Source organism: Oceanicella actignis, from assembly GCF_900111545.1.
In the GTDB taxonomy this organism is placed as follows: domain Bacteria; phylum Pseudomonadota; class Alphaproteobacteria; order Rhodobacterales; family Rhodobacteraceae; genus Oceanicella; species Oceanicella actignis.
In genome coordinates this window covers 257,449-281,887 of record NZ_FOHL01000001.1, presented here as the reverse complement: position 1 = coordinate 281,887, position 24,439 = coordinate 257,449, and the positions used below count along the sequence as shown (strand labels likewise).

The following is a 24,439-nucleotide window of genomic DNA, read 5'->3' as shown; positions in this document are numbered from 1 at the left end:
GAGATGAGCATCGGTTTCGTGACGGCCGCTTACGTGGTGGCGGCCATCCTCTTCATTCTTGCGCTGGGCGGCCTCTCGAACATGGAGAAGGCCAAGCGCGCCATCTGGTACGGCATCGTCGGCATGGCGCTGGCGGTGGGCGCGACCGTGGTCACGCCCGGCGTGGGCAACCACGCGGTGATCGCGCTGATGATCGCGCTCGGCGGCATCGGCGGCTGGGTCGTCGCCACCCGCGTGCAGATGACCCAGATGCCCGAGCTGGTGGCGGGCTTCCACAGCCTCGTCGGCCTCGCCGCGGTCTTCATCGGCATCAACGCCGATCTCGAGATGAAGGCGGCGCTGGCGGCGAAGGAGGCGGGCACGGTCGAGCAGCTTGCCGGCTTTGCGGCCACCATCGCCAAGAAGTCGTCGGTCGAGCTTTCGATGCTGAAGGTCGAGCTCTTCCTCGGCATCCTCATCGGCGCCATCACCTTCACCGGCTCGGTGGTCGCCTATGGCAAGCTGGCGGGCAAGATCAGCTCGGCGGCGCTGACCCTGCCCTTCCGCCACCAGCTCAACCTGGCGGGCTTCGTCCTGTGCTTCCTGCTGGGCTGGATGTATCTGGATGGCGCGGGGCTGTGGACCATGATCGTGGTGGCGATCCTGGCCGGGGCCATCGGCTGGCACCTGATCATGGCCATCGGCGGGGCCGACATGCCGGTGGTGGTCTCGATGCTCAACTCCTACTCGGGCTGGGCCGCGGCGGCGATCGGCTTCACGCTGGGCAACGACCTGCTGATCGTGGTCGGCGCGCTGGTGGGCTCGTCGGGCGCCATCCTCAGCTACATCATGTGCCGGGGCATGAACCGCAGCTTCGTCTCGGTGATCCTCGGCGGCTGGGGCGGCACGGGCGCGCCGGCGGCCGAGGTCTCGGGCGAGATGATCGCCATCGACGCCGACGGCGTGGCCAGCGCGCTGGAAGAGGCCGACAGCATCATCATCGTGCCCGGCTACGGCATGGCGGTGGCGCAGGCGCAGCAGTCGGTGTCCGAGCTGACGCGCCGCCTGCGCGCGCAGGGCAAGCAGGTGCGCTTCGCCATCCACCCCGTCGCCGGGCGCCTGCCGGGGCACATGAACGTGCTCCTGGCCGAGGCCAAGGTGCCCTACGACATCGTGCTCGAGATGGACGAGATCAACGACGACTTCCCCAACACGGACGTGGTCATCGTCATCGGCGCGAACGACATCGTGAACCCCGCCGCGCAGGAGGATCCCAATTCGCCCATCGCCGGGATGCCGGTGCTCGAGGTGTGGAAGGCCAAGCAGGTCATCATCCTCAAGCGCGGCCAGGGCACGGGCTATTCGGGCATCGAGAACCCGCTGTTCTTCAAGGAGAACACGCGCATGTTCTACGGCGACGCCAAGGCCTCGATCGACGCGCTTCTGTCGAAGCTGTCCTGACGGAAGAGGCCTTGCGGCCATCGCGGCCGGCGCCTTGCGCGCCGGCCGCATCCGTTTTGCGCCCCGCGCATGGCCCGCGCGCGCCGCGCCGCTTGGAAGCTGACGCGGCGGCGGCTATGTTCGCGTCCAGGAGGGCCCCTGCATGAGCGACATGAACCCAGCCGATTCCGTCCTTCAGGGCGCGCCGACCGCCGAGCCCGAGGCCGGACCGGGCCGCGCCGGCGCCAAGGCGCGCGATCTGCGCGACCGCGCCCAGCGCCACCCGGAAAAGGCGCGCCGGCCCGACGCCCCCGTGCTGCGCAAGCCCGAATGGATCCGCGTCAAGGCGCCCGGCGGCAAGGGCTACAACCAGACCCGCCGCACCTTGCAGGAGCACGGCCTGGTCACCGTGTGCTCCGAGGCCGGCTGTCCCAATGTCGGCGAGTGCTGGTCGCAGGGCCACGCCACCATGATGATCATGGGCGAGATCTGCACCCGCGGCTGCACCTTCTGCAACGTCGCCACGGGCCGGCCCGACGCGCTCGACCCCTTCGAGCCCGCCCGCGTCGCCGACGCCGTGGCCAAGCTGGGGCTGAACCATGTGGTGGTCACCTCGGTCGATCGCGACGATCTCGAGGATGGCGGCGCCGAGCATTTCGCCCGCACCATCCGCGCCATCCGCCGCAAGAGCCCCGGCGCGACCATCGAGGTGCTGACCCCCGATTTCCTCAAATGCGGCCCCGAGGCGCTGGAAACCGTGGTGGCCGCGCGCCCCGACGTGTTCAACCACAATCTCGAGACCGTCCCCGGCCTTTATCCCGAGGTGCGCCCGGGCGCGCGCTACTTCCACTCGCTGCGGCTGCTGCAGCGGGTCAAGGAGCTGGACCCGACCATCTTCACCAAGTCGGGCATCATGGTCGGGCTGGGCGAGGACCGTCAGGCGGTGTTGCAGGTGATGGACGACATGCGCGCCGCGGACGTGGATTTCCTGACCATCGGCCAATACCTGCAACCGACGCCCAAGCATCACCCCGTGCGCCGCTTCGTCACGCCGGACGAGTTCGCCGCCTATGAGCGCGCCGCCTGGGGCAAGGGGTTCCTGATGGTCAGCGCCTCGCCGCTGACCCGTTCGAGCTACCATGCGGGCGAGGATTTCGCCCGCCTTCGCGCCGCGCGCCTGGCCGGCCGCGGGGCCTGAGCCGGGGCAACGGGACGTCCGGGCGGGGCGCGCAGCGAAACGACGGGCCGGCGCGAGGGGCCGCCGCGCGGCCGGTCGCGCCCCGGTCCGCCGTCGCCCCGGTCCGCCGTCGAGGAGCCGCGGGGCGCCGCGGGCGGGCCTGCGACCCCCTTCGCCGCCTTCGACGATCCCGCCGCAAGCGCGCGAGGCGGCCCGGCGCGGCGCCCGGCGCCGGGGCGCCTGACGTCGGGCTGGCGGCGCCTCAGTCGCGCGCGATCAGGCGGCCCCACAGATCGTATTCGGAAGCCTCGTCGATCTCGACCGTCACGATGTCGCCCGGGGACAGGGCCTCGAACCCCTCGTCGATGAACAGCTCGCCGTCGATCTCGGGCGCATCGGAAATGGTGCGGCAGACGGCGCCCTGCTCGTCGACCGAATCGACGATCGCCTTGCGCCGCGCGCCCACGCGCGCGGCCAGCTTCTCGGCCGAGATGCGCTGCGCGACCTCCATGAAGCGCGCGTAGCGCTCTTCCTTCACCTCTTCGGGCACATGGTCGGGCAGGTCGTTGGCGCGGGCGCCGGCGACGTTCTCGTATTTGAAGCAGCCGACGCGATCCAGCCGGGCCTCTTCCAGCCAGTCGAGCAGGGTCTGGAACTCGGCCTCGGTCTCGCCCGGAAAGCCGACGATGAAGGTCGAGCGGATGGTCAGATCGGGGTTGATCTCGCGCCAGGCGCGGATGCGCTCGAGCGTCCTGGCCGCCGCGGCGGGGCGGGCCATGCGGCGCAGCGTGTCGGGATGGGCGTGCTGGAAGGGAATGTCCAGATAGGGCAGCAGCCCGCCCGGATCGGCTTCGGTCCCCATCAGCGGGATCAGCTGATCGACATGCGGATAGGGGTAGATGTAGTGCAGCCGCGTCCACAGCCCCAGCTCGCGCAGGCCGCGGGCCAGGTCCGTGACATGGGTGCGCCAGCTGCGCCCGCGCCACTCATGCGCGTCATGGCGCCGGTCCACGCCATAGGCCGAGGTGTCCTGCGAGATGACCAGCAGCTCGCGCACGCCCGCCTCGGCCAGGCGCTCGGCCTCGCGCAGCACGGCGTGCACGGGGCGCGAGACCAGCTTGCCGCGCATGTCGGGAATGATGCAGAAGCGGCAGGCGTGGTTGCAGCCCTCGGAGATCTTCAGATACGCGTAGTGGCGCGGCGTCAGCTTGACGCCCGAGGCCGGCAGAAGGTCGACGAAGGGGTTCGGCGCCGGCGGCACGGCGGCGTGCACCGCGTCCAGCACCTGCTCGTATTGATGCGGGCCGGTCACCGCCAGCACCTTGGGATGCGCGCCGGTGATGAACTCGGGATCCGCGCCGAGGCAGCCGGTGACGATGACCTTGCCGTTGGCGGCCAGCGCCTCGCCGATGGCCTCGAGCGATTCGGCCTTGGCGCTGTCGAGAAAGCCGCAGGTGTTGACGATGACCGCGTCCGCGCCCTCGTAATCGGGCGAGACGGCGTAGCCCTCGGCGCGCAGGCGCGTGAGGATGCGCTCGCTGTCGACCAGCGCCTTCGGACAGCCCAGCGAGACCATGCCGATGGCCGGTTGGCCCGGGCGGCGGGCGGCGTCGAAGCGCGGCGCGGGGGCGATGTCGGGGCGCAGTTGCGGCGGGTTCTGTGGCGTGCGGGTGCTCATGCCCCGCCACATACGCGATTCCGCGCCGCTATGGAAACGCCCTTGCGGCCCCGCGCGCGGTTTCGGGCGCCGCGTCGGGCCGGTCGGCCAGGCGGCGCGTCGCTACGGCGCCGATCCACATGCAGGTCAGCGCAAGCCACGAGGTCAGCGCCAGCGCCGAGGTCCCGGTGACGCCGGCGCCGATCGCGCAGCCGCCCGCCAGCATCGCGCCCATGCCCATCAGCGCCGCGCCGATCAGGCGGCGGCGCAGGCCGGCCACGTCCTCGAAGCCCTCCCAGCGCCATTCGCGCGCCCACACGGCCGCCGCCATCGCCCCCAGCGCGACGCCGGGAATGAGGCCGATGTCGAAATCCGCCCGCGCGCCCGGCGTCAGGACGAACATCAGCGCGTCGGCCGAGGGGCCGGCGAAGGTCAGGCTCTTGACCGGCGCCGGATCGAAGGACTGCGCCGCGATGGCCGAGGTCGCCGCCCATCCCAGCGCCACCGCGAATCCCACGCCCGAGCCGGCCAGCAGCGTCATGGCCGAAACCCGGTTGCGCGCGGCGATGACCAGCGCCGCCAGCGCAAACGCCGCGCCCAGCGCGGGGCCGAAATCGGGGCCGAGCCCGAGCCAGGCCGACAGCTCGACATTGGTCGGTCCGGTGGTCCACAGCTCGGCCAGGCTCTGGCGCAGCGGCGCGAGGATGCCGTGCAGGCTCATTTGCGCCACCACCGCGAAGACCAGCCCGGACAGGAGGGCGCGCAAATTGCCGCCGGCCGCCAGCACCAGAAGCCGCCCCGAGCAGCCGCGCGCCAGGATCATGCCCGCGCCGAACATCAGCCCGCCCAGCGCCGCGCCCGAGATCGAGCCCGGCGCGGCCAGAACGCGCGCCTCGGCCAGGTCGAGCATGCCCGCCCGGGCCATGAGCTGCGTCCAGAACAGCGCGGTCGAGAAGGTCAGCAGCCAGACCGCCATGCGCGGACCAAGGCGCCCGTCGGCGAACTCGACGCTGGCGGCGCGCAGGCAGAACCGGCTGCGCTGGGCCGCGGCGCCGAAGACCGCCCCGATCAGCGCGCCGGCGGCGACCTGCGCGCCGCTTTCGCCCAGCAGCTCGAAGGCCGGTTCCAGGTCCGGGGGAATGTCCATGGCGTCCCGCTCCGCGACGTTTCATGCCGCCCATGGCATGGCGCGATTCGGGGCGCGGGGCCTTGATCCATCTCATGCGCGGATTGGAATATCGCGGGGGCGGGCGAAATCGCGCTCGAAAGGTCGCGGGAAAAGGAGTAAGGACGCCTTATGAAGAACGCGCCCGTCCCCATCGCGCAGGCCGCAAGCCTGCCCGCCTGGCGGCGGCCCATCGGCCTTCTGACGCTGATGGCCGCCGGCATGCCGCTGGCCTTCGCCACCTGGAACGCCCTGCTCAACAACTTCGTCATCGAGGCGGCGGGCTTCGACGGCTCGGACATCGGCTGGCTCCAGACCGTGCGCGAGATCCCCGGCTTCGCCGCCATCGGCGTCATCGCCGTGATCCTGTTCGTGCGCGAGCAGACGCTGGCCGTCATCTCGCTGGCGCTGCTGGGGCTGGCGACGGCGGCGACGGGGTTCTTTCCCAGCTTCGGCGGGCTGCTCATCACCACCTTCGTCGGCTCGCTGGGCTTTCACTATTACGAGACGGTCAACCAGTCGCTTCAGCTGCAATGGCTGAGCAAGGAAGAGGCGCCCAAGGCGCTGGGCTGGCTGCTGGCGGCGGGGTCGGCCTCGTCGCTGGCGGCCTATGCGCTGATCGTGGGCGCGTGGAAGACCTTCGATCTGAGCTATCAGAGCGTCTACATGGCGGGCGGGCTGGCGACGGCGGCGGTCGCGCTGGCGGCATGGGCGCTTTATCCGCGCTTCGAGGCGCCCCACCCGCAGGAGAAGCGCATGGTCCTGCGGCGGCGCTACTGGCTGTATTACCTGCTTCAGTTCATGGGCGGGGCGCGGCGGCAGATCTTCGTCGTCTTCGCCGCCTTCATGATGGTCGAGCGCTTCGGCTTCGAGGTGCACGAGGTCACGGCGCTGTTCCTGATCAACTACGCCGCGAACATGGCCTTTGCGCCGGCGGTGGGGCGGCTGGTCGCGCGCTTCGGCGAGCGGCGGGCGCTGGTTCTGGAATATGTCGGCCTTGCCGCGGTGTTCGCGGCCTATGCCGGGGTCTATTTCAACGACTGGCCCGCATGGGTCGCGGCCGCGCTTTACGTGATCGACCATCTGCTGTTCGCCATGGCCTTCGCGCAGAAGACATACTTCCAGAAGATCGCGGCGCCGGGCGACATCGCGCCGACCGCGGCGGTGGCCTTCACCATCAACCATGTCGCCGCGGTCGCGCTGCCGGCCTCGCTGGGCTATCTGTGGCTGGTCTCGCCGGCGGCGGTGTTCGTGCTGGCGGCGGCGATGGCCTGCGTGTCGCTGGGGCTGGCGCTGCTGATCCCGCGCCATCCCGAGCCGGGGCGCGAGACCGTCCTGTCGCCGCGCCTGGCCGGGGCGCCTTCGTGAGAGGGCGGCGGGCATGAGCGCGCGCGGGCCGCAGGGCCGCTTCGTCACCGGCTCGACCATGCGGCATGTGGCGGTGATGACCATGGCGGGCTCGCTGGGCCTGACCTTCATGTTCCTGGTCGATTTCGTCACGCTGTTCTACGTCTCGCTGCTGGGGGACGAGCGGCTGACCTCGGCGGTCGGATACGCCTGGACGATCCAGTTCTTCACCGTCTCGGTCGGCATCGGCTTCGCCATCGCCGCCACGGCCACGGTCAGCCGGGCGCTGGGCGCGCGCCGGCGCGAGGATGCGCGGCGCCTGGCGACCTCGTCGTTGAGCATCGCGGTGGCGGGCATGGCGCTGACGGCCGGCGCGGCGCTGGCCTTCCGGCGCGAGCTGCTGGCGCTGCTGGGGGCCGAGGGCATGGCCGCGCAGGCGGCGGCCGATTTCCTGTCGGTCACGCTGCCCTCGCTGCCCTTGATGGCGGCGGGCATGGCCGGAGGCTCGATCCTGCGCGCGCAGGGCGACGCGCGGCGCTCGATGATGGTGACGCTGGGCGCGGGGCTGGCGGCCATGGTGCTGGACCCGCTGTTCATTTTCGGCTTCGACATGGGCGTTCAGGGCGCCGCCTGGGCCATGGCGCTGTCGCGCGCGGTCACCACGGTGCTGGCGTTGCGGTTCCTGGCCCGCGTGCACGACCTGCTGGCGCCGTTCGATCTGCGGGCTGCGCTGGGCGATCTGCGGCCGGTGCTGGCGGTGGCGCTGCCGGCCAGCCTGACGCAGCTGTCCACGCCCTTCGGCAATTTCCTGTTCACCGGCGCCATCGCCCAGTTCGGCGACAGCGCCGTGGCCGGCTGGTCGGTGGTCAGCCGCATGACCGTGCTGGCCTTCGGGGGGATCTTCGCGCTGAGCGGCGCGATCGGGGGCATCATCGGCCAGAACTACGGCGCCGGGCGGCTGGATCGGGTGCGCAGCACGCTGCGCGACGCGCTGATCTTCAACGCGGGCTACGTCGCGGCGGTGTGGGCCGTTCTGGCGCTGAGCGCGCCGCACCTTGCGGCCGCCTTCAGCCTGTCCGAGGACGGGGCGCGGGTGGTGGCGGCCTTCGGGCGCATCGCGGCGGGGGGCTTTCTGTTCGCGGGGGCGCTGTTCGTGGCGAACTCGGCCTTCAACAATCTGGGGCGGCCCATGTGGTCGGCGCTGTTCAACTGGTCGCGCGACGCGATCGCGGCGCCGGTCATGCTGGCGCTGTTCGTCGGGCCCTTCATGGCGCCCGGCGTGGTCTATGCGCAGGCCGCGGCGGGGGTGCTGGCCGGGATCGCGGCGGCGGCGGCGGCCTGGCGGCTGGTCGGGCGGCTCGAGGCCGGCGCCCGGCCCGCCGCCGGCTGGGGCGCCGCGCCGCCGACGCCCTCGGGGCGGGCGGGAGCCTCGATGCCCGTGGCCGAGGCGGCGGGCGTGCATCCCTCGGCGGGCGACGAGCCGGACGGGGTCGGCGGGGCCGACGGCGCCGATGGGGCCGACGGGGGCGCCCCGCGCCGCTGAGCGCGCCGCGCATTGCGTCTGGCGCCGTGGCGCGCGCCGGACTAAGTATGCCGGGCACAGCGAAGGAGGCTTCCCCAGCATGGTCAAGATCACCTATGTCGAACACAACGGGACCGAGCATGTGGTGGACGTTCCCGTCGGTCTGACGGTCATGGAGGGCGCGCGCGACAACGGCATTCCCGGCATCGAGGCCGACTGCGGCGGCGCCTGCGCGTGTTCGACCTGCCATGTCTACGTCGATCCGGCCTGGACGGACCGCCTGCCGCCCAAGGACCCGATGGAAGAGGACATGCTGGATTTCGCCTACGAGCCGAAGGAGAACTCGCGCCTGACCTGCCAGATCAAGGTCACGCCCGAGCTCGAGGGGCTTGTCGTGCGGATGCCCGAGAAGCAGATCTGAGCCGCCGCGCCGCGCCGGGCGTCAGCCGTCCTTCTCGGGCGCGCGCGCATCGCGCAGCGCGCGCTCGAGCTCGGCCTGCAGCCGCGCCAGCACCTCGAGCCTTCGCCGCGGGTCGGGGATGGCCTCGAGCGCGCGGTCCATCCGGTGGCACAGCGCCACCTTGGCGTTCATCCAGTCCTGCGTCAGCTGCTCGGGAGCGGCGCGGCGGCTTGCGGGCTGGCGCAGCGGCGCGCGCCCGGCGCTGAGCGCGAAACGCTCGTCCAGACCGGGCAGCAGGATCTTCTTCTCGGGCACGCCCTGGGCGGCCAGCAGCGCCGCCAGGGCGCGGCGCGCGTCGTCCTCGCCATGGTTCAGGAACACGGCCGCGCGCACGGGCAGGCGCGCGCGCAGCCAGGCCAGAAGCTCTTTCTGGTCGGCATGGGCGGAATAGCCCTCGATGGAGCGGATGCGCGCCTTGACCTTCACGTCATGGCCGTGGATGCGCACGATGTCGGCGCCGTCCAGGATCAGCCGACCCAGCGTGCCCGGCGCCTGGTAGCCCACGAACAGCACGGTGCAGTCGTCGCGCCACAGATTGTTGCGCAGGTGGTGCTTGATGCGCCCGGCCTCGCACATGCCCGAAGCCGAGATGATGATGGCCCCGCCGCGCAGGCGGTTGATGGCCATGCTGTCCTCGACCGATTCGACGATGCGGAAATTCGGGTTGCGGAACAGCTGCGAGGGGTCCAGGTCGATGTCTTCCAGCTCGCGCGCGTGCTTCATGAACACCTTGGTCACGCGGCTGGCCAGGGGGCTGTCGAGGAACACCGGCACGCGGCGGATCCGCCCTTGCGAGAGCAGAACGCCGATGTCGTGCAGCAGCTCCTGACTGCGCTCGACGGCGAAGCTGGGGATGATCAGGTTCCCGCCGCGCGCCAGCGCCGCGTTGATCTCGTCGCGCAGCTGCTCGCGCCGCTGCTCGGTGGTCACGTCCTCGCGCTCGCGGTCGCCATAGGTCGATTCGCACACGACGTAGTCGTAGCCCTCGGGGGCTTCGGGCGGCTCGTGGAAGATCTTCTCGTCCGGTCCCAGATCGCCCGAGAAGATCATGCGCAGGGGGCGCGGGCCCCCGACCTCGATCGCCAGCTCGATCGAGGCCGAGCCCAGGATGTGCCCTGCGTTCCACAGCCGCGCGCGCACGCCCGGCGCGGGTTCGAACCATGTCTCGAGCGGCTGCGGCGCGCCATGGCGCAGGCATTCTTCGGCGTCGGCGGCGGTGTAGGCGGGGGCGACGGGCGGCTCGCCATGGCGGCGGCGGCGGCGGTTCAGGCGCTCGACGTCGCCCTCCTGGATCTTGCCGCTGTCGGGCAGCAGGAATTCGAGCAGGTCCAGCGTCGGCTGCGTGGCGTGGATCGGCCCCTTGAAGCCCATCCGCGTGAGCTTGGGCAAGAGGCCGCTGTGGTCGATATGGGCGTGGGTGAGCAGCACGAAGTCGATGGCGCGCGGATCGAAGGGAAACTCCTGGAAGTTCAGCTCGCGCACCGTGCGGTTGCCCTGGAACATGCCGCAATCGATCAGGAACCGCACGTCGCCGGCGCGGATCAGGGTGCACGAGCCGGTCACGGTTCCGGCTCCGCCGTGAAACGTCGCCTCGATCTTCATGCCTGCGCCTCCCTGCGGTCCGCCTCGGGCCGATCATGGACCCCGGCGCGCCTATGCGCCAGCGCCGAGGCGCTCAGGCCAGCTCTTCGGCCTCGGCCAGGCGGGCCAGGAAGACGGCGCGCGCGGCCTGCCATTCCTCGCCGTCCGGGAAGCGCGCAAGGGCCGGAGTCAGCTGGGCCGAGAAGTCGAGCGACGATTCGCGCGGGATCAGCGAGGGCAGGTTGTCGATGGCGGTCAGCTCGACCGGCTCGCCGGCGCCGTTGGTCCCGACGTTGATGAAGGGCGCGTCCCAGCCGGTGGGCGCAAGGTAGAGCGGCAGCGGGTTGAAGTCGCTGAACGGATCGCACGAGACGTCGCTGATGACGCGCAGCCGGCACTCGGGGCGGGGCAGCATCTCGGGGGTGGCCAGCGTCAGGCCCGGCCCGGTCATGAGCACGCAGTTGACCAGAAGCTCGTGCCCCAGCAGCGCGGCGCGCGCGGCCGGGTCGGCGTCGAGCGCGGCGGTCTCGGCGATGTCCCAGCGGGAGATCTGCGCGCCGCCCTCGGCCAGCGCGTCGGCCGCGCCGCGGCCCGAGCGCCCGAGCGCCCCGATCACGATGGCCTTCGGCGCGCGGCCGAGGCGCGCGCGCAGCGCCCGCAGCCGCTCGGCCAGCTCGGCGCGCGACTCGAAGGCGGCCACGCCGGCCTCGGGGCCCGGCTCGCCCAGCTCGCGCGCCATCAGCCGCCACAGCCCCAGCGCCGCGCCCATCCAGCCGGCCCAGTAGCCGAAGGCGGCCACGCGCCGACCGTCGGGGCCGGTCAGGTATTCGAGGTCATAGAGCGCCCCGCCCCCGCGGCGAAAGCGCGCCAGCTCGTCCGCCCAGCCCGACTGGCGCTTGAAGACATGGGCGAAGTGGATCATGCGCCAGGGCAGGTCGCGCGGCTCGGGCGGCAGTTCCTTCAGCCCCAGTATCGCCACGTCGCGCGGCGCCGTCGTCCAGCTGCCCGGCTCGGCCAGCGCGCAGCCGGCGCGGGCGTAGTCCTCGTCGGGGAAGACGCGCTTGTCCGAGCGCTCGACGGCGATGCTGGCGCCCTGCGCGATCAGCGCGGCGGCGTCGTCGGGGGCAAGGGGGGCGCGGCGCTCGGTGGCGCGGGCCTCGTCGCGCAGATGCAGCTTCATGGCGTCCTCTTCCGAGATCTGTCCGCGCACAGATAGTGGCTTGCGCGCGATGGCGAAACCCTTTCGCCCGCCCGGCGGGGCGGGCGGGGCGGACCGGGAGCGGGCATGGCGGCCCGTCGGCGGGCATCGGCCGATCGGGCGGTCGGGGATATGGGCGGACATGCGGGCGGGTGGGCGGACCGGCATGCGGATGGACGGGCCGAAGGCGACGCGGGCGCCGGTCGGGCCCGGGCGGAATGCGGCGGGGCGCCTTGCGCGCGCGTTGGAGCGGCGCGGGGCGCAGGCGCGAACATGTGCGCGGCGTGCGCAGGTCGGCCCGCGCGCGGGCGGTTGGGCGGCCCGGCTGCGGCGGGGCATGCGGCCGGACGCGGCGACGCAGGCGCAAGGCGAGGCAGGCGACGCAGCGGCGCAGGCGGCCGGGCCGGGCCGGGCGGCCGCCTTCGGGCGGCGGCGGCTGGCCGGCGCGGTTTCGGCGCCGGGGCGGGGGCGCCGCCCGGGGCCGCGGGGCGCGGCGCGGGCGGCGCGGATCGGATCGGGCGGCCCGATCGGCGAACCCGATCGGGCGGCGGGATCAGCGGGCGATCATGCCCGCCAGCCGGCGCGAGATGATCTCTTCGGCCTCGGCCATGATGCGGTCCATCAGCTCGGCCACCGAGGGCACGTCGTGGATCAGACCGGCCACCATGCCGCAGGACCAGGCGCCGGCCTCGACGTCGCCTTCGCGCATGACCTTGGGATAGACGCCGGCGACCAGCTCCATAATGTCGCCGATCTGCAGGGCGTCGCCCTTCTCGCGCTCGATCTCGAGGATCTTCTCGACCGCCGGGTTGGCCAGCACGCGCTCGGTGTTGCGCAGGCCGCGCATGACCAGGCGCGTGTCCAGCTCGGTGGCCGCGACGATGGCCTGCTTGACCTTCTCGTGCACCGGCGCCTCGCGCGTGGCCAGAAAGCGCGTGCCCATGTTCATGCCCTCGGCCCCCAGCGCCAGCGCCGCCACCAGCGAGCGCCCGTCCGCCATGCCGCCCGAGGCGACGAAGGGGATGCTCAGCTCTTCGGCCGCGCGGGGCAGCAGGATGAAGTTCGGCACGTCGTCCTCGCCGGGGTGGCCGCCGCACTCGAAGCCGTCGACGCTGACCGCGTCGCAGCCGATGCGCTCGGCCTTGAGGGCGTGGCGCACCGAGGTGCATTTGTGGATCACCTTGATCCCCGCCTGCTTGAGCGCGGGCATGTATTGCTCGGGCGAGCGGCCGGCCGTCTCGACGATCTTCACCCCGCCCTCGACGATGGCCTGGATGTATTCGGGATAGGGCGGCGCGGTGAAGGCGGGCAGGAAGGTCAGGTTCACGCCGAAGGGCTTGTCGGTCATCTCGCGGCAGCGGGCGATCTCGGCGGCCAGCTTCTCGGGCGAGCCCTGGGTGAGCGCGGTGATGATGCCCAGCCCGCCGGCGTTCGAGACGGCGGACGCCAGCTCGGCGAAGCCGACATAGTGCATGCCGCCCTGGATGATGGGGCGCTCGATGCCGAAAAGCTCGGTGATGCGGGTTTTCATGCGATGGCCTCTTGGCGAAATGAAAGCGGTTGCGGGCACAGTCAATGCCGCGCCGCGCGGGGCGCGCAAGCGTGTCGTGGCGTCATTGGGGCCGCGGTTCGGGCCCGGCGGCCGCGGCCAGGCCGGCGGCGAAGGCGGGGTAGGGGTCGGCGATGCGGCGCAGCACCTCGCCGCGGATCAGCGCCAGCGTCTCGGGATCCGGCGGCGCGGTGACCGGCGGGCGGGCCGGGGCGTCGAAGTCGAAGCCCGTGTTGTCGCGCACCTCTTCCAGCGTGACGCCCGGATGCAGCGACTCGAGCGCGAAGCGCGCCCGCCCGCGGTCGAAGCGCATCACGCACAGCCCCGTCACCAGCGCGTGGGGGCCGCCGGGGCGCAGCACGCCCTCGGGGCCGACGCCGGGGGCGGTGACGAAGTCGACGCGCTCGGGAAAGACGCGGCGCGTGTGCTCCTGCCGGAACAGGATCACGCGCGGGACCATGTAGTAGAGAAAGGCCGAGCCGAAAGCCCCCGACCAGCGCACCGTCATGCGCGGATGCGCGCCGATGCCGGTCAGGTTCACATTCGCGCGCCCGTCGATCTGCCCGCCCGACAGGAAGAAGGCGTCGATGCGCCCCTGCGCGGCCAGGTCGAACAGCTCGACCCCGCCATCCGAGCGGTGCTGCGGCAGCTCCGAGCCGATGATCGTCACCCGCGCGCCCTCGCGCAGCCCGGTCAGGATCGCGGCCGCGCCGGGAATGGGCGACAGCACCCCGACGGCGATGTGCCCGCAGCCCGACAGAAGGCGCGCGGTCGCGGCGATGAGCAGCTCCTCGAGCCGCGCGGGCGGCTGGTCGGCGGGGGGCGCGGCGCTCATGCGGCCTGCTCGCGCGGCAGCACGAAGCGGCGCAGATAGTCGGCGAACGAGTCCGCCCTGCGCGCGGCGGCGGCGTAAAGGCGGTGATGGGCGTCGTCGCGCGCATAGGCGCCGGGCATGGCCGTGGGCCAGGCGCCGCGCGGCGCCTCGGCCAGGGCGGCGACGTAGATCCCGCCGATCAGGTTGGGCGCCAGCGCCGGGTCGGCCGCCAGGTCGCCCTCGACGATGCGCTCGGCCGTGGCCAGCGTCGCATGGGCCGCATGCGCCATGGTCTTGAGCTCGTGCCGTCCGCCGACCCACAGATTGCCCCGCCGGTCGGCCAGCGCCACGTGCATCAGCGCCAGGTCGGGCCGCAGCGGCGGCAGCGCCACAACCCTGTCGCCCGGCGCGAAGGGGTTGTCGATCACCTTCCAGTCGGGCCGCGCGCGCATCAGGTCCGAACCGATGATGCCGCGGATGGTCGCGAAGGGCTGTCCCTTCTCGCCCGCCTGAAGGGCGGCGTAGACGGCGGGGCATGTCGCGTCGCGGATCTCGACCGCGCCGGCGCGCACGGCGTCGGCGAAGCGCGCGGCGGGGCCGAACTCGCCGAGCGAGACGCCGGCGGTCTCGATCCGGGCCACGCATCCGGCGCCGATCAGCATGTCGGCCGCCATGGCGCCGGTCGGCACGGTGACCAGGCGCAGCCCGCGCGCGCCGCGCCGGATCAGGGCGCGCGTCAGCGCCATGGGCGCGCCGGGGTCCTTGGCGATGGCGACGCTTGCGCCGTCGGGGGCAAGGCGCGCCAGCGCGTCGGCGTCGGGCTCGAGGCGGGGCGGCTGGCTGGGCATGGCATCCTCCTTGCCGGGCGTCGGACCCGTTCCTTGCAGGCTAGCGCCCCGACGCGCCCGCGCAAGGGGCGCGCGGTCAGGGCTCTGCGCCGACCGGCCCCTTGCGGCGCGAGACGCGCAGCACCCACAGCGTGCAGACCAGCGCCATGGCGCTGGCGCCCAGCATCATCAGCAGCAGCGGATAGGGTCCGGTCTCGGGGCCCAGCAGCGCGCCCGTCGTCGCCGCCAGCGCCGCGCCGCCGCCGATCATCAGCGCGCCGCCCAATCCCGAGGCCGCGCCCGCCAGATGCGGGCGCACCGACAGAAAGCCGGCCATGGCGTTGGGCATGGTCAGGCCGTTGCCCAGCCCCACCGCCAGCAGCGGGCCGAAGATGGCCATGGGGTGGCGCAGCCCCGCCGCGTAAAGGATCGGCGGCAGCGCCACCGCCGCCAGCGTCAGCGTCGTGCCCCAGATCAGCATCCGGTCGATGCCCGCGCGCCGCGCCACGCGCCCGGTGACGAAGTTGCCCGCCAGGTAGCCCAGCGCGATGAAGCCGAAATAGAAGCCCAGCCGCGCCGGCTCCATGCCCAGCATGACGCTGGCCACGAAGGGCGCGCCGCCCAGAAAGGCGAAGAACGCCCCCGAGGTGAAGGCCGTCACCAGCGCATAGCCCCAGAAGCGCTGAGAGCGCACCAGCTCGGGATAGCCGCGCGCCTGCGCCAGCAGGCTGGGCGAGGGCGCCCGGTTCGTCTCGCCCAGATCGGCCCATGCCAGCGCCAGCGTCGCCGCGCCAAGGGCCGCCATGACAAGGAAGTTGGCCTGCCAGCCGAACAGCTCTTCCAGCAGTCCGCCCAGCATGGGCGAGGCCATGGGCGCCAGCGACATGCCCATGGTCACATAGCCGATCATGCTGGCGGCGGCGGCGGGCTCGTGCAGGTCGCGCACGATGGCGCGCGACAGCACCATGCCCGCCGCCACCGCGCCCTGAAGGCCGCGAAAGGCCAGAAAGGTCTCGACATTGGGCGCCAGCACGCAGCCGATGCTGGCCAGGGTGAAGATGGCGAAGGCCGTCAGCGCCACCGGCCGGCGGCCGTAGCGGTCCGACAGCGGGCCGATGACCAGCTGCAGCACGCCCGTCACCGCCAGATAGCCCGACACCGCCAGCTGGATCAGCGCGTAATCGGCGCCGAACCAGCGCGCGATTCCGGGCATCGAGGGCAGGAACATGTTCATCGCCAGCGCCGACAGCGCCGCCATGGCCACCAGCGTGGCGATGTGCGGCGGCGTCGCGCGGTCCAGGAAGCGGACCGGCGGGTGGGCTGGCGGCGCGTCTTGCGGCGCGTTCGGGGGCGCGCCCGCGGGCGCGGCGGCGTGCTCGGCGAAGGACATAAGGGCTTCTTATTATGTCGCCGCGCCGCCGTCCATCCTCGGCTCGCGCGCGCCGCGGCGCTTGACGGGCGTCGGCGAATGCGGAATGCTGAATTCCGTATTCCGTCTTGTTCGGCGCAAGCCGCCCCGAAGGACGCCGCCGCGATGCAGCCGCTCAGCCCCGACGCCGCCCTGACCGACCGCGTCTGCGACGCGATCGTGGACGCGATCCTGGACGGCGACCTGGTCCCCGGCCAGCGCCTGGCGCAAGAGCGCCTGGCCGCCGCGCTGGGCGTCTCGCGCCAACCGGTCAGCCAGGCGCTGCGCCTGCTCGGCGCGCAGGGCATCCTGGTTCCGCTCGGGCGCAAGGGGCTGACCGTCGCGCCGATGGAGCCCGCGCTTGTCGCCCAGCTCTACGAGCTGCGCGGCGCGCTCGACGCGCTGGCCGCGCGGCTGTGCGCCGAGCGGGTCGGCCGCGGCGCGCTGACCGAGGCCGAGCTGGCCCCGCTCGGGGCGCTGACCGAGCGCTTCGCGGGGCCCGAGGGCGCGCGCGCCGGGCTGGCAGAGCGGATCAACGCCGACATGCGCTTTCACACCGCGCTCTACGAGCTGTCGGGCAATCCGCAGATCGAGCGCGTGACGCGCCCGCACTGGGTGCATTTCCGCCGCTCGATGCGCGCGGTGCTGACGCACCCGCAGGCGCCGCCGCCGGCCTGGGACGAGCACCGCGCGATCCTCGAGGCCGTGCGCGCCGCCGACGCCGACCGCGCCGAGGCGCTGGCCCTGCGCCATTGCCGCGCGGCCGCGGCCAAGGCCGGCGCCTGCCTTGGCCGGGGCGCCGGGCGGGCCGAGGGAACGCCGCCCGCGGCCGAGGGACCCGGCGCGGCGCTTGCGGGCAGGGGACAAGGGGAGGACCACGCGCAATGACCTATGACCATCTCGAGCTCGGCCCCGCCGAGCGCCTGCGCTTTCGCCACGAGCGGCCCGCCCGTGCGGGCGCGCCGACCTTCGTGTTCGTCAACGCGCTGACCGGCAGCGCCGCCGCCTGGGAGGCCGAGGTCGCGCCCGCGCTGCGCGCCCGGGGCTTCGGCACGCTCAGCTGGAACTTCCGCGGGCAGGAGGGCTCGGACTTCGCGCCGGGAACCGAGCTGACGCCGGATCTGATCGTGGACGACCTGGTGCGTCTGCTCGAGGCCGAGGCCCCCGACGATCCGATCCTGACCGGCCTGTCCATCGGCGGGCTTTTCGCCGCTCACGCGGTTCTGCTCGGCGCGCGGGCGCGGGGGCTGGTCCTTCTGAACACGCTGCGCCGGATCGGGCCGCGGATCGCCTGGGTGAACGAGGCCATGCCGCGCATCGTCGGCGCCGGGGGCGTGGCGCTGTTCCTGGACGCGCTGCTGCCGCTGCTGGTCAACGAAGAGCACGCCGCCCGCGTGCGCCCCGACTTCCTGCGCGCGGACTACGCCCCGCTCGACCCCGCGCATGGACACATGAACCTGATGCGCAACGCCGGCGCCGCCGACTGGGATCTGCCGTGGGAGCGGCTGACCCTGCCCGTGCTCAACGTCACCGGCCTGCAGGACCGCGTTTTCCTTGACCGCGAGGTGGTGGACGCGCTGTTCGCCCGCCTGCCCGACGCCCGCCGCGAGGACTGGCCCGACGCCGGCCACCTTCTGCCCGCCGAGCGGCCCGAGCGCCTGGCGCGCAGCCTTGCCCGCTTCGGGGCCGAGATCGAGGGCGCGGCGAAAGGGGGGGCGGGCGCATGAACATTCCTCCGCGCCTGGCGCTGGCGGCGGTGTTCGTCGGCGTGCTGGGCCATGCCTCTTCGGAATTCGTGGCCAAGGCCTCGGGCGTGTCGGGGCCCGAGCTGTCGGTCTGGCGCTATCTGCTGGGCGGCGCGGGGCTGGTGCTGCTGGCGCTGCCGGCGGCGGGGCCGCGGGCGCTGCTGGCGCCGCTGCGCGAAAGCCCCTGGGAGCTGACCTGGCTGTCGCTTGCGGGCGTGTCGGGCGCGTATCTGGCCTTCCACTGGGCGCTGGATTTCGCCTCGCCCATCCAGGTCGCCACGCTGGTGACCACGATCCCGATCTTTGTCGGGCTGGCCAACCTGATCCTGAACGGCCAGCGGCTGACGGCGGTCAAGATCGTGACCGGCCTGGCGGCGGTGGCCGGGCTGGCGATGCTGATCACCGACGGGCTGCTGGACAAGCTGCTGGCCGGGCGCGACTCGATCTGGGGCGTTCTGCTGGCGCTGGCCTGCGCGGTGCTGGCCGCCTTCTACGCCGTGCGGGTCAAGCCGCTGATCGCGCGCCACGGGGCGCTGCCGGTGACGGCGGTCTCGCTGATGATCGGCGGCGTCGGGCTGTGGCTGGGCGTGGCGCTGGCCTTCGGCGTGGCGGTCGATCCGCGCACGCTGTTCGACCGCCCGCCCGCCGAGGCCGCCTGGATCGTGACGCTGGCGCTGTGGAACACCACCATCACGCAGTTCCTGTGGATCGGGGGCCTGGCGGCGGCGGCGGACATCACCCGCGCCAGCTATCTGTTCTTCCTCAAGCCGGTGATCGCGGCGGCGCTGGCCATGGCGTTTCTGAGCACCCCGCTTTCGGCGCTGCAGGCGCTGGCCATCGCGGCGGTGACGGGCTCGGTGCTGGTCGAGCTGTTCTGGCCGCGGCTTGCGGGCCGGGCGCGGGGCTGAGCGCGTGCCGCAAGCCTGGCTGCGCATCGACCAGCTGCCGCTGGGCGCCGGGCGGCTGGGCCTTTGCGCCTGCCCCGGCGCCGAGGGGCGCGATCTGGCGCAGGATGCGGACGCGCTGGCGCGCTGGGGCGCGGACGCGGTGCTGAGCCTGCTGCCCGAGCCCGAGCTGGCTGCGCTGGGCGCATCGGGGCTGGGCGCGGCCGTGCAGGAGCGCGGCATGGCATGGCTGCGCTTTCCCATCGCCGATTTCGGCGTTCCCGCCCCCGAGGCGATGGCGCGCTGGCCCGGGATCTCGGCTTGCGCGCGGCGCCTGACGCGGGACGGCGGGCGGCTGGCGATCCATTGCCGCGCCGGGCTGGGGCGGACGGGGACGATCGCCGCGCTCTTGCTCATCGAGGCCGGCGCGCCCCCGCGCCGGGCCGTCGCGCAGGTGCGCGCCGCGCGGCCCGGCGCGATCGAGACCCCGGCGCAGCTGCGCTGGCTGTTCCGGCAGGCCGCCGCCCTGCGGGCGCCGGGCGGCGGCGCATGAGGGGGCTCAGCGCAGCGACGCCACCGCTTCGGGGCGCGCGCGCCAGATGGCGTTGACGACAAGGCCCGTGCAGATGGCCTTGATGAGGTCGCCGGGAATGAAGGGCAGGGCCAGCAGCGCCGCCTCGGGCAGGGGCTTGTCCAGCATCGCGGCCATGCCGATGATGCCGGGCACGTAGATGGCGACGATCCCGCCCAGAACGGCCGCCAGAGTGGCGGTGACGAACACGCCGCCGACGCGCAGGCGCTCCATGACCAGGCCGGTGACATAGGCGCCCAGCGGCCAGCCCAGCAGGAAGCCCACGCTCGGCCCCATGAACACGCCAAGCCCGCCGCGCCCGCCGGCCAGCAGCGGCAGGCCCAGCGCGGTCAGCGCCAGGAACAGCAGCACCGACAGCGCGCCGAGCCGCGCGCCCAGCACGGCGCCGGCCAGCATGACGCCCAGCGTCTGGGCGGTGATGGGCACGCCCGAGGCGAGCGAGAGCTTGGGCAGCAGGCCCAGCGCCGCGGTCAGCGCCGCGAACAGCGCGGTCATTGCGATCTTGCGTTCCATGGTCATGGTCTCCGGTGAGGGGAGGTTGCAGATCCGCCCTCTTGGGGGAAGGGCGAGGGGGAAGAAGAGCGCCCCGGCGGCGCTGCGCCGCCGCGCGCGCGCAGGGCTTCGGCCACGCGCTCGGCGTCGTCAAGTGCGCTCAGGCACAGCGGGGCGGCCAGGCGCCAGCCGGGGCGGCGGCGCGCACGCGCGCGCCAGGCCTCGGACAGCTGGGCGCCGCGCAGCGTCAACACCGGCGTGAAGCGCACCGCCAGCGCCGCCGCCAGCGCCAGGGCGCGCGGCTGCACGCCAAGCGGCCGCAGCGGGGCGGCCAGGCGCTCGGCCACCGAGGTCAGATCGTCGAGCCGCGTCGTCATGGTGACCAGGTTGGCCAGGCTGACCGCGGTCAGGAGGCGCAGGCACACGCGCGCGCCCTCGGCCGTCTGTCCGGTCGCCAGGTGCCAGCCCATCACCAGCACCAGCACCCAGACGAAGGGCCGCAGCATGCGCAGCGCCTCGCGCGCCGCGCCCAGCCGCCGGTCGGGGCCGAGCGAGACGTGCAGCGCCGCGCTGGCGGCGGCGGCCGCGCTCAGCGCCGCCAGGTCGTCGATCGGAAACAGCGCGGCCGTCGCCGCGGCCAGCGCCGCCAGCTTGGGCGCGGCGGGCACGTCATGCGCCCATGTGCGAAAGGGCAGGGCCAGCGTCAGCATGGCGTTCCCCTTGCACGGCTCCGGGCGTCGGCGGCGCCGTCCTCCGCGCCGCCGCCCGGCGCGCGCGTCCCCGCCCCCGCGGCCTGCGCGGCGCCTTCGCCCCCCGCCCCCGCCGCTGCGGACCCGGCGCTTGCGTCGGCGCGCCATGGCGCGGCATCGGCGGATGCTGGGCTCGGGGCGGCTTGCGGGGCGGGCGCCTGGGCGGCCTCTTCCGCCGGCGGGTCGGCGTCAAGCGCGCCCAGGCGCTCCATCTCCTGCGCGAAGGCGGCCAGAACGGGGCCGGCGGGGCCGTCGGCGCGCACGCGGCCCTGCTCGAGCCAGATCACCCGGTCGTAGCGCGCCAGCGCGGCGGGGTCGTGGGTGACCAGCACCACCCGTTGCTCGAGCGCGTCCAGAACCCGGTGCAGGCGGCGCGAGGTGGGAATGTCGAGCCCGGCATAGGGCTCGTCCAGCACGATGGTGCGCGGCGCCATGGCCAGAACGGCGATCAGGCACACCAGGTGCTTCTCGCCCTCGGACAGCGCGGCGCAGGGGCGCTCGGCCCAATGGGCGCGGCCATGGGCGGCCAGCGCGGCGCGGGCGGCGGCGCGGGCCTGGGCGCGCGGGCGGCCCTGCTGCTCGAGCCCGAAGGCGATCTCTTCCTCGACCGTGGGGAAGATGATCTGGTGGTCGGGGTTCTGAAAGATGATCCCCACGCGTTCGAGCGCCGCGGCCCGGTCGCGCGCCGGGTCGGCGCCGCCCAGCAGCACCCGGCCGGCGTCGGGCTCGGCCAGGCCGCAGATGGCGCGCGCCAGCGTCGACTTGCCCGAGCCGTTGCGCCCGACCACGCCGATGCGCCGCTCGGTCAGGCGCAGCGTAACGCCGTCAAGGGCAGGGCGCCCGCCGCGCAGCACGCGCAGCCCGGTCAGTTCGATGGCGTCCTCGTCCATGCGGCTTCGGCCCGGCCCTGGATTGTTGCGCTGCAAAACGAGTGCGAAGTTAAGAATTGCGCGCTGCAGGTCAACGAAAATCCCGCCCCCTCAGGCCTCGAGCGCCAGCGCCGTGCCCACGCCCCCCGCGGCCGCGATGGCGGCGACGCCGGTCCCGCCGCCCGAGCGGCGCAGCTCGTGCGTCAGCCGCACCGCCAGCACGGCCCCCGAGGCGCCGATCGGATGGCCGCGCGCCAGCGCGCCGCCGCCGCGGTTGACGATGCTCGGGTCGATGCGCGCGCCGCGCTGGCAGGCGATGGCCTGCGCCGCATAGGCTTCCATGATCTCGGCCGCGGCCAGGTCGGCGGGGCGGGCGCCGATCTCGGCCAGCACGGCCTCGATGGCGGCGACGGGCGCAAGGCCGGGCAGTTCCGGCGGGCCGCCGCGGCTGGCGCCGGCCAGAACGCGCACGGGCCGCGCGACGCGCAGCCGCGTCAGCAGCCGCTCGGCCGTCACCAGCACGAAGGCGGCCCCGTCGGCCGCGGGGGCCGCGTTGGCGGCGGTGACGGTTCCGTCGGGGCCGTTGAGCGGACGCGCGCGCGCCAGCAGCCGCGGCGTCAGGCGGCGCGCGTAGGGGTCGGCCTCGAGCGGCGCCTCGGGGATCGAGACGATCTCGTCGCGCAGGCGCGCGCGCTCGGCCAGGGCGGCGTGATGGCTGCGGCGCGTCCAGGCGTCCTGCTCGGCGCGCGTCAGGCCCAGGCGCCGGGCCAGCGCCTCGGCGGCCTCGTGCATGGGCGGATCGCGCTCGGGCCAGGGGGCGAAGGGCGGCTGTTCATACGGCGTCGGGGGGCCGCCGTCGGGATCGACGCGCAGGCGGATGGGGCGGCGCGACCAGCTTTCCGCGCCGCCGGCCAGCACGGCTTGCGCGGCGCCCGATTCGATCAGCCGCGCGGCCAGGATCACCGCGTCCAGCCCGCCGCAGCATTGCCGGTCGATGGTCAGGCCGGGGATGCGTTCGGGCAGTTCGGCGCGCAGCAGGGCGAGGCGGGCCGGATTGCCGCCGCCGCCCAGCGCGTTCGACAGCACGACCTCGTCCAGCGCCTCGTCGGGCAGGCCCGCCTCGTCGAGGCAGCGGCGCATGACCGGCGCCGCCAGCTCGCTTGCGTCCAGCCGCGCCAGCGCGCCCCCGCGCGGCGCGACGGCCGTGCGGAAGGCCGTCGCGATGAAGGCGCGGGCGGGGGTGCGCGCCGCTCTCATGGAGCGCGCGGGCGATGGAGGCGCGCGGGGCTCATGCGCGTCCGGCGGCCGGCCTTGCGCGGCGTCGGGGCGGGCGGGCGGGCGGCCTGCTCTCGGCGCCCAGAAGCTGCGCGATCCGCTCAAGGTCGGTCTTGCCCGCCGGCAGCATGGGCCAGCTGGTCAGCACCGCGACGCGGCGGGGGCTGAGCTCGGGTCCCAGAGCCGCGCGGCATAGCGCCTCGAGCCGGGCGGCGCGCGCGGCATCGTCCGCCTGCGGCGCGTGCACCGCCACCGCAAGGCGCGCGCCGCGCAGCGGGTCGGGCAGCGCAAGGGCGGCGGCCGCGGTCACGCCCGGCAGGGCGGCGAGGGCGGCTTCGACCTCTTCCAGATGCACGTTGCGCCCCGCGATCACGGTCATGCGCGCGGCCCGCCCCAGCAGGATGAGCCGCCCCGCCCCGTCGATCCGCCCGATTTCGGGCAGGCGCACGAAGCCGTCGGGGGTTCGCTCGGGGGCGGGGGCGCCCAGGGCCGGGCCTTCGCAAAGATAGGGGCTGCGGACCTCGACGCGGCCCGGCCGGCCCGGCGCGGCAAGCGCGCCGTCCTCGGCGCGCAGGCGCAGCTCGACGCCGGCGAAGGGGCGCCCGGCCGCTTCGGGCGGGTCGTCGGGGCCGGCGATGGCGACGAAGCTGGTCTCGACGGCGCCGTAGAAGCTCAGCAGCCGCGCGCTCGGAAAGGCGCGCGCGGCCTCGGCCCGTGCGGCCGCGTCAAGCGCCGCGCCGCCGCTCAGCGCCAGGCGCGGGCGCGCGGCGGGCGGGCCGGCGGCGGCCATCAGGCGCAGCTGCGTCGGGGTCGCCCACAGGATGTCGGCATCCTGCGCGGCGCGCATCTGCGCACGCGGCGCCAGGCCGGTCAGGAACAGCGCCGTCGCGCCAAGGTGCAGCGCCTCGGCCGCGGCGTACAGGGGCAGCGAGTGGGCGGGCGTTCCCACGATGGCCACGGTCTCGCCCGCCCGCGGGGCGCCGTCCGGCGCCTGGGCGCCGAAGCTGGCGATCCACGAGGCCTGGCTGCGCAGCACCGCCTTGGGCGCGCCGGTGACGCCGGACGAGAAGCAGATCAGCCGCCCGGGCGCGGGGTTGGCCTTCGGGCCGCGATCGGCGCCGGCCGCGCGCGACAGCGCATCGGCGAAGGGTTCGAGGCATGCGGCATCCCCGCCCCGGGCCAGGCGCTCGATCTGGCGCGCCTCGGCCACGCAGGCGTCGCGCCCGGCGGCCAGGGCGGCGAACAGCGCCAGCATCGCTTCGGCTGGGTCCTCGGCGGGTATCGCCAGGGCGGGTCCGGCGGGCGCCAGCCGCGCGGCCAGCTCGCGGATGCGCGCCTGCGCCTCCTCGGGGCCGATGCGCCGCGCGCCGAAAGCCGCGACGCCGCGCCATTCAAGGCGCGGAGCCGGCGGGTGCGGGGCGGAGGCGGCGCGCGGCGTGTTCATGTTTCATCGCCTAGCGGGCCGCGCCGCCATTGTCGAGGCGGCCGCGCCGCGACAGGCGGCCTGGCGTCGCCGCGATCCGAAATGCGAAACCGAAATGCGAAACCACGCGCGCCCTCGCCGCGCCGCCCGGCCGGGTCGCGATGGGCCGCCGGGCGAATCGCCGCGGCAAGTCCGTCACGGGGCCTCGCGGCGCGGCGGCGCGTGCGCGTGCCGGCGGCCTGTCGCGGGGCGCTCCGCCTTGCGCCGCCGGCCGGGGCTTGGGGCC

22 protein-coding genes are annotated in these 24,439 nt (G+C 74.0%); 9 read left to right on the top strand and 13 right to left on the bottom strand.

Annotated elements, in window-relative coordinates; genetic code table 11:
• Positions 1-3: 3 nt before the first annotated feature.
• Together BMW67_RS01300 and lipA are read left to right on the top strand one after the other, a co-directional pair.
• Positions 4-1,440, top strand: coding sequence for an NAD(P)(+) transhydrogenase (Re/Si-specific) subunit beta (locus BMW67_RS01300; protein ID WP_072746830.1), 1,437 nt, complete (start codon positions 4-6; stop codon positions 1,438-1,440).
• A gap of 142 nt (positions 1,441-1,582) precedes the next feature.
• A complete protein-coding gene (gene lipA / locus BMW67_RS01295; RefSeq protein WP_245728421.1) occupies positions 1,583-2,617 on the top strand; it encodes a lipoyl synthase in 1,035 nt (344 codons plus the stop codon).
• 241 nt (positions 2,618-2,858) lie between these two features.
• On the opposite strand, the gene rimO is transcribed toward lipA, so the two are convergent.
• Positions 2,859-4,274 carry a 30S ribosomal protein S12 methylthiotransferase RimO gene (rimO, locus tag BMW67_RS01290; protein WP_072746964.1) on the bottom strand — a complete coding sequence of 472 codons (1,416 nt, stop codon included), beginning with the start codon at positions 4,272-4,274 and terminating at the stop codon, positions 2,859-2,861.
• A gap of 28 nt (positions 4,275-4,302) precedes the next feature.
• Complete coding sequence (locus BMW67_RS01285) at positions 4,303-5,400, bottom strand: YeeE/YedE family protein (RefSeq protein ID WP_072746829.1); 1,098 nt, start codon at positions 5,398-5,400, stop codon at positions 4,303-4,305.
• Between the two features lie 150 nt (positions 5,401-5,550).
• Here BMW67_RS01285 and BMW67_RS01280 point away from each other — a divergent pair, with 150 nt between their 5' ends.
• The 3 genes from BMW67_RS01280 to BMW67_RS01270 all read left to right on the top strand — a co-directional run bounded on the left by BMW67_RS01280 (position 5,551) and on the right by BMW67_RS01270 (position 8,708).
• On the top strand, positions 5,551-6,786 hold the full coding sequence (locus BMW67_RS01280; RefSeq protein WP_072746828.1) for an MFS transporter: 1,236 nt from the start codon (positions 5,551-5,553) through the stop codon (positions 6,784-6,786).
• A gap of 13 nt (positions 6,787-6,799) precedes the next feature.
• A complete protein-coding gene (locus tag BMW67_RS01275) occupies positions 6,800-8,308 on the top strand; it encodes an MATE family efflux transporter (RefSeq protein WP_072746827.1) in 1,509 nt (502 codons plus the stop codon).
• A gap of 79 nt (positions 8,309-8,387) precedes the next feature.
• Positions 8,388-8,708 carry a 2Fe-2S iron-sulfur cluster-binding protein gene (locus BMW67_RS01270; RefSeq protein ID WP_072746826.1) on the top strand — a complete coding sequence of 107 codons (321 nt, stop codon included), beginning with the start codon at positions 8,388-8,390 and terminating at the stop codon, positions 8,706-8,708.
• A 21-nt stretch (positions 8,709-8,729) separates the two neighbouring features.
• Here the strand turns inward: BMW67_RS01270 and BMW67_RS01265 are convergent, their stop codons facing one another.
• The 6 genes from BMW67_RS01265 to BMW67_RS01240 form a co-directional block, all read right to left on the bottom strand.
• Positions 8,730-10,349: an MBL fold metallo-hydrolase RNA specificity domain-containing protein gene (locus BMW67_RS01265; protein WP_072746825.1), complete on the bottom strand. Its 1,620-nt coding sequence runs from the start codon at positions 10,347-10,349 to the stop codon at positions 8,730-8,732.
• Between the two features lie 73 nt (positions 10,350-10,422).
• On the bottom strand, positions 10,423-11,508 hold the full coding sequence (locus BMW67_RS01260; RefSeq protein WP_072746824.1) for a Rossmann-fold NAD(P)-binding domain-containing protein: 1,086 nt from the start codon (positions 11,506-11,508) through the stop codon (positions 10,423-10,425).
• A gap of 571 nt (positions 11,509-12,079) precedes the next feature.
• A complete protein-coding gene (locus tag BMW67_RS01255) occupies positions 12,080-13,057 on the bottom strand; it encodes an NAD(P)H-dependent flavin oxidoreductase (RefSeq protein WP_072746823.1) in 978 nt (325 codons plus the stop codon).
• A gap of 82 nt (positions 13,058-13,139) precedes the next feature.
• On the bottom strand, positions 13,140-13,910 hold the full coding sequence (locus BMW67_RS01250; RefSeq protein ID WP_072746822.1) for a CoA-transferase: 771 nt from the start codon (positions 13,908-13,910) through the stop codon (positions 13,140-13,142).
• Entirely contained in the window at positions 13,907-14,737 is an 831-nt protein-coding gene (locus tag BMW67_RS01245) for a CoA transferase subunit A (protein WP_083581214.1), read from the bottom strand. Before BMW67_RS01245 ends, BMW67_RS01250 begins: the two co-directional genes overlap by 4 nt.
• A gap of 76 nt (positions 14,738-14,813) precedes the next feature.
• Positions 14,814-16,106, bottom strand: a complete 1,293-nt coding sequence (locus BMW67_RS01240; protein WP_083581213.1) for a multidrug effflux MFS transporter — start codon at positions 16,104-16,106, stop codon at positions 14,814-14,816.
• Between the two features lie 144 nt (positions 16,107-16,250).
• On the opposite strand from BMW67_RS01240, the gene BMW67_RS01235 reads away from it, so the two are divergent.
• The 4 genes from BMW67_RS01235 to BMW67_RS01220 are packed head-to-tail and all read left to right on the top strand — an operon-like array spanning position 16,251 to position 19,306.
• Positions 16,251-17,012: a GntR family transcriptional regulator gene (locus BMW67_RS01235; RefSeq protein WP_072746821.1), complete on the top strand. Its 762-nt coding sequence runs from the start codon at positions 16,251-16,253 to the stop codon at positions 17,010-17,012.
• The gene (locus tag BMW67_RS01230) at positions 17,009-17,851 is read left to right on the top strand and encodes an alpha/beta fold hydrolase (protein ID WP_072746820.1); all 843 of its coding nucleotides are present in this window, start codon (positions 17,009-17,011) and stop codon (positions 17,849-17,851) included. Before BMW67_RS01235 ends, BMW67_RS01230 begins: the two co-directional genes overlap by 4 nt.
• Positions 17,848-18,777, top strand: coding sequence for a DMT family transporter (locus tag BMW67_RS01225; RefSeq protein ID WP_072746819.1), 930 nt, complete (start codon positions 17,848-17,850; stop codon positions 18,775-18,777). The genes BMW67_RS01230 and BMW67_RS01225 overlap by 4 nt, the downstream gene beginning before the upstream one ends.
• A 4-nt stretch (positions 18,778-18,781) precedes the next feature.
• Positions 18,782-19,306, top strand: a complete 525-nt coding sequence (locus BMW67_RS01220) for a cyclin-dependent kinase inhibitor 3 family protein (RefSeq protein WP_245728420.1) — start codon at positions 18,782-18,784, stop codon at positions 19,304-19,306.
• A gap of 6 nt (positions 19,307-19,312) precedes the next feature.
• Here BMW67_RS01220 and BMW67_RS01215 read toward each other — a convergent pair whose 3' ends face one another.
• The 5 genes from BMW67_RS01215 to BMW67_RS01195 form a co-directional block, all read right to left on the bottom strand.
• Positions 19,313-19,858: a biotin transporter BioY gene (locus BMW67_RS01215; protein ID WP_072746818.1), complete on the bottom strand. Its 546-nt coding sequence runs from the start codon at positions 19,856-19,858 to the stop codon at positions 19,313-19,315.
• A 2-nt stretch (positions 19,859-19,860) separates the two neighbouring features.
• The gene (locus BMW67_RS01210; protein ID WP_072746817.1) at positions 19,861-20,547 is read right to left on the bottom strand and encodes a CbiQ family ECF transporter T component; all 687 of its coding nucleotides are present in this window, start codon (positions 20,545-20,547) and stop codon (positions 19,861-19,863) included.
• Positions 20,541-21,476 (bottom strand): energy-coupling factor ABC transporter ATP-binding protein, encoded by a 936-nt coding sequence (locus BMW67_RS01205; protein ID WP_072746816.1) that lies wholly within the window; start codon positions 21,474-21,476, stop codon positions 20,541-20,543. Before BMW67_RS01205 ends, BMW67_RS01210 begins: the two co-directional genes overlap by 7 nt.
• 90 nt (positions 21,477-21,566) lie before the next feature.
• Entirely contained in the window at positions 21,567-22,712 is a 1,146-nt protein-coding gene (locus tag BMW67_RS01200) for a thiolase family protein (RefSeq protein ID WP_072746815.1), read from the bottom strand.
• A gap of 31 nt (positions 22,713-22,743) precedes the next feature.
• Complete coding sequence (locus BMW67_RS01195; protein ID WP_083581211.1) at positions 22,744-24,174, bottom strand: AMP-binding protein; 1,431 nt, start codon at positions 24,172-24,174, stop codon at positions 22,744-22,746.
• Positions 24,175-24,439: the final 265 nt, after the last annotated feature.

Coding starts and splice junctions, on each gene's coding strand:
- BMW67_RS01300 (WP_072746830.1), top strand. CDS start 4: ATGAGCATCGGTTTCGTGACGGCCGCTTACGTGGTGGCGGCCATCCTC.
- lipA (WP_245728421.1), top strand. CDS start 1,583: ATGAGCGACATGAACCCAGCCGATTCCGTCCTTCAGGGCGCGCCGACC.
- rimO (WP_072746964.1), bottom strand. CDS start 4,274: ATGAGCACCCGCACGCCACAGAACCCGCCGCAACTGCGCCCCGACATC.
- BMW67_RS01285 (WP_072746829.1), bottom strand. CDS start 5,400: ATGGACATTCCCCCGGACCTGGAACCGGCCTTCGAGCTGCTGGGCGAA.
- BMW67_RS01280 (WP_072746828.1), top strand. CDS start 5,551: ATGAAGAACGCGCCCGTCCCCATCGCGCAGGCCGCAAGCCTGCCCGCC.
- BMW67_RS01275 (WP_072746827.1), top strand. CDS start 6,800: ATGAGCGCGCGCGGGCCGCAGGGCCGCTTCGTCACCGGCTCGACCATG.
- BMW67_RS01270 (WP_072746826.1), top strand. CDS start 8,388: ATGGTCAAGATCACCTATGTCGAACACAACGGGACCGAGCATGTGGTG.
- BMW67_RS01265 (WP_072746825.1), bottom strand. CDS start 10,349: ATGAAGATCGAGGCGACGTTTCACGGCGGAGCCGGAACCGTGACCGGC.
- BMW67_RS01260 (WP_072746824.1), bottom strand. CDS start 11,508: ATGAAGCTGCATCTGCGCGACGAGGCCCGCGCCACCGAGCGCCGCGCC.
- BMW67_RS01255 (WP_072746823.1), bottom strand. CDS start 13,057: ATGAAAACCCGCATCACCGAGCTTTTCGGCATCGAGCGCCCCATCATC.
- BMW67_RS01250 (WP_072746822.1), bottom strand. CDS start 13,910: ATGAGCGCCGCGCCCCCCGCCGACCAGCCGCCCGCGCGGCTCGAGGAG.
- BMW67_RS01245 (WP_083581214.1), bottom strand. CDS start 14,737: ATGCCCAGCCAGCCGCCCCGCCTCGAGCCCGACGCCGACGCGCTGGCG.
- BMW67_RS01240 (WP_083581213.1), bottom strand. CDS start 16,106: ATGTCCTTCGCCGAGCACGCCGCCGCGCCCGCGGGCGCGCCCCCGAAC.
- BMW67_RS01235 (WP_072746821.1), top strand. CDS start 16,251: ATGCAGCCGCTCAGCCCCGACGCCGCCCTGACCGACCGCGTCTGCGAC.
- BMW67_RS01230 (WP_072746820.1), top strand. CDS start 17,009: ATGACCTATGACCATCTCGAGCTCGGCCCCGCCGAGCGCCTGCGCTTT.
- BMW67_RS01225 (WP_072746819.1), top strand. CDS start 17,848: ATGAACATTCCTCCGCGCCTGGCGCTGGCGGCGGTGTTCGTCGGCGTG.
- BMW67_RS01215 (WP_072746818.1), bottom strand. CDS start 19,858: ATGGAACGCAAGATCGCAATGACCGCGCTGTTCGCGGCGCTGACCGCG.
- BMW67_RS01210 (WP_072746817.1), bottom strand. CDS start 20,547: ATGCTGACGCTGGCCCTGCCCTTTCGCACATGGGCGCATGACGTGCCC.
- BMW67_RS01205 (WP_072746816.1), bottom strand. CDS start 21,476: ATGGACGAGGACGCCATCGAACTGACCGGGCTGCGCGTGCTGCGCGGC.
- BMW67_RS01200 (WP_072746815.1), bottom strand. CDS start 22,712: ATGAGAGCGGCGCGCACCCCCGCCCGCGCCTTCATCGCGACGGCCTTC.
- BMW67_RS01195 (WP_083581211.1), bottom strand. CDS start 24,174: ATGAACACGCCGCGCGCCGCCTCCGCCCCGCACCCGCCGGCTCCGCGC.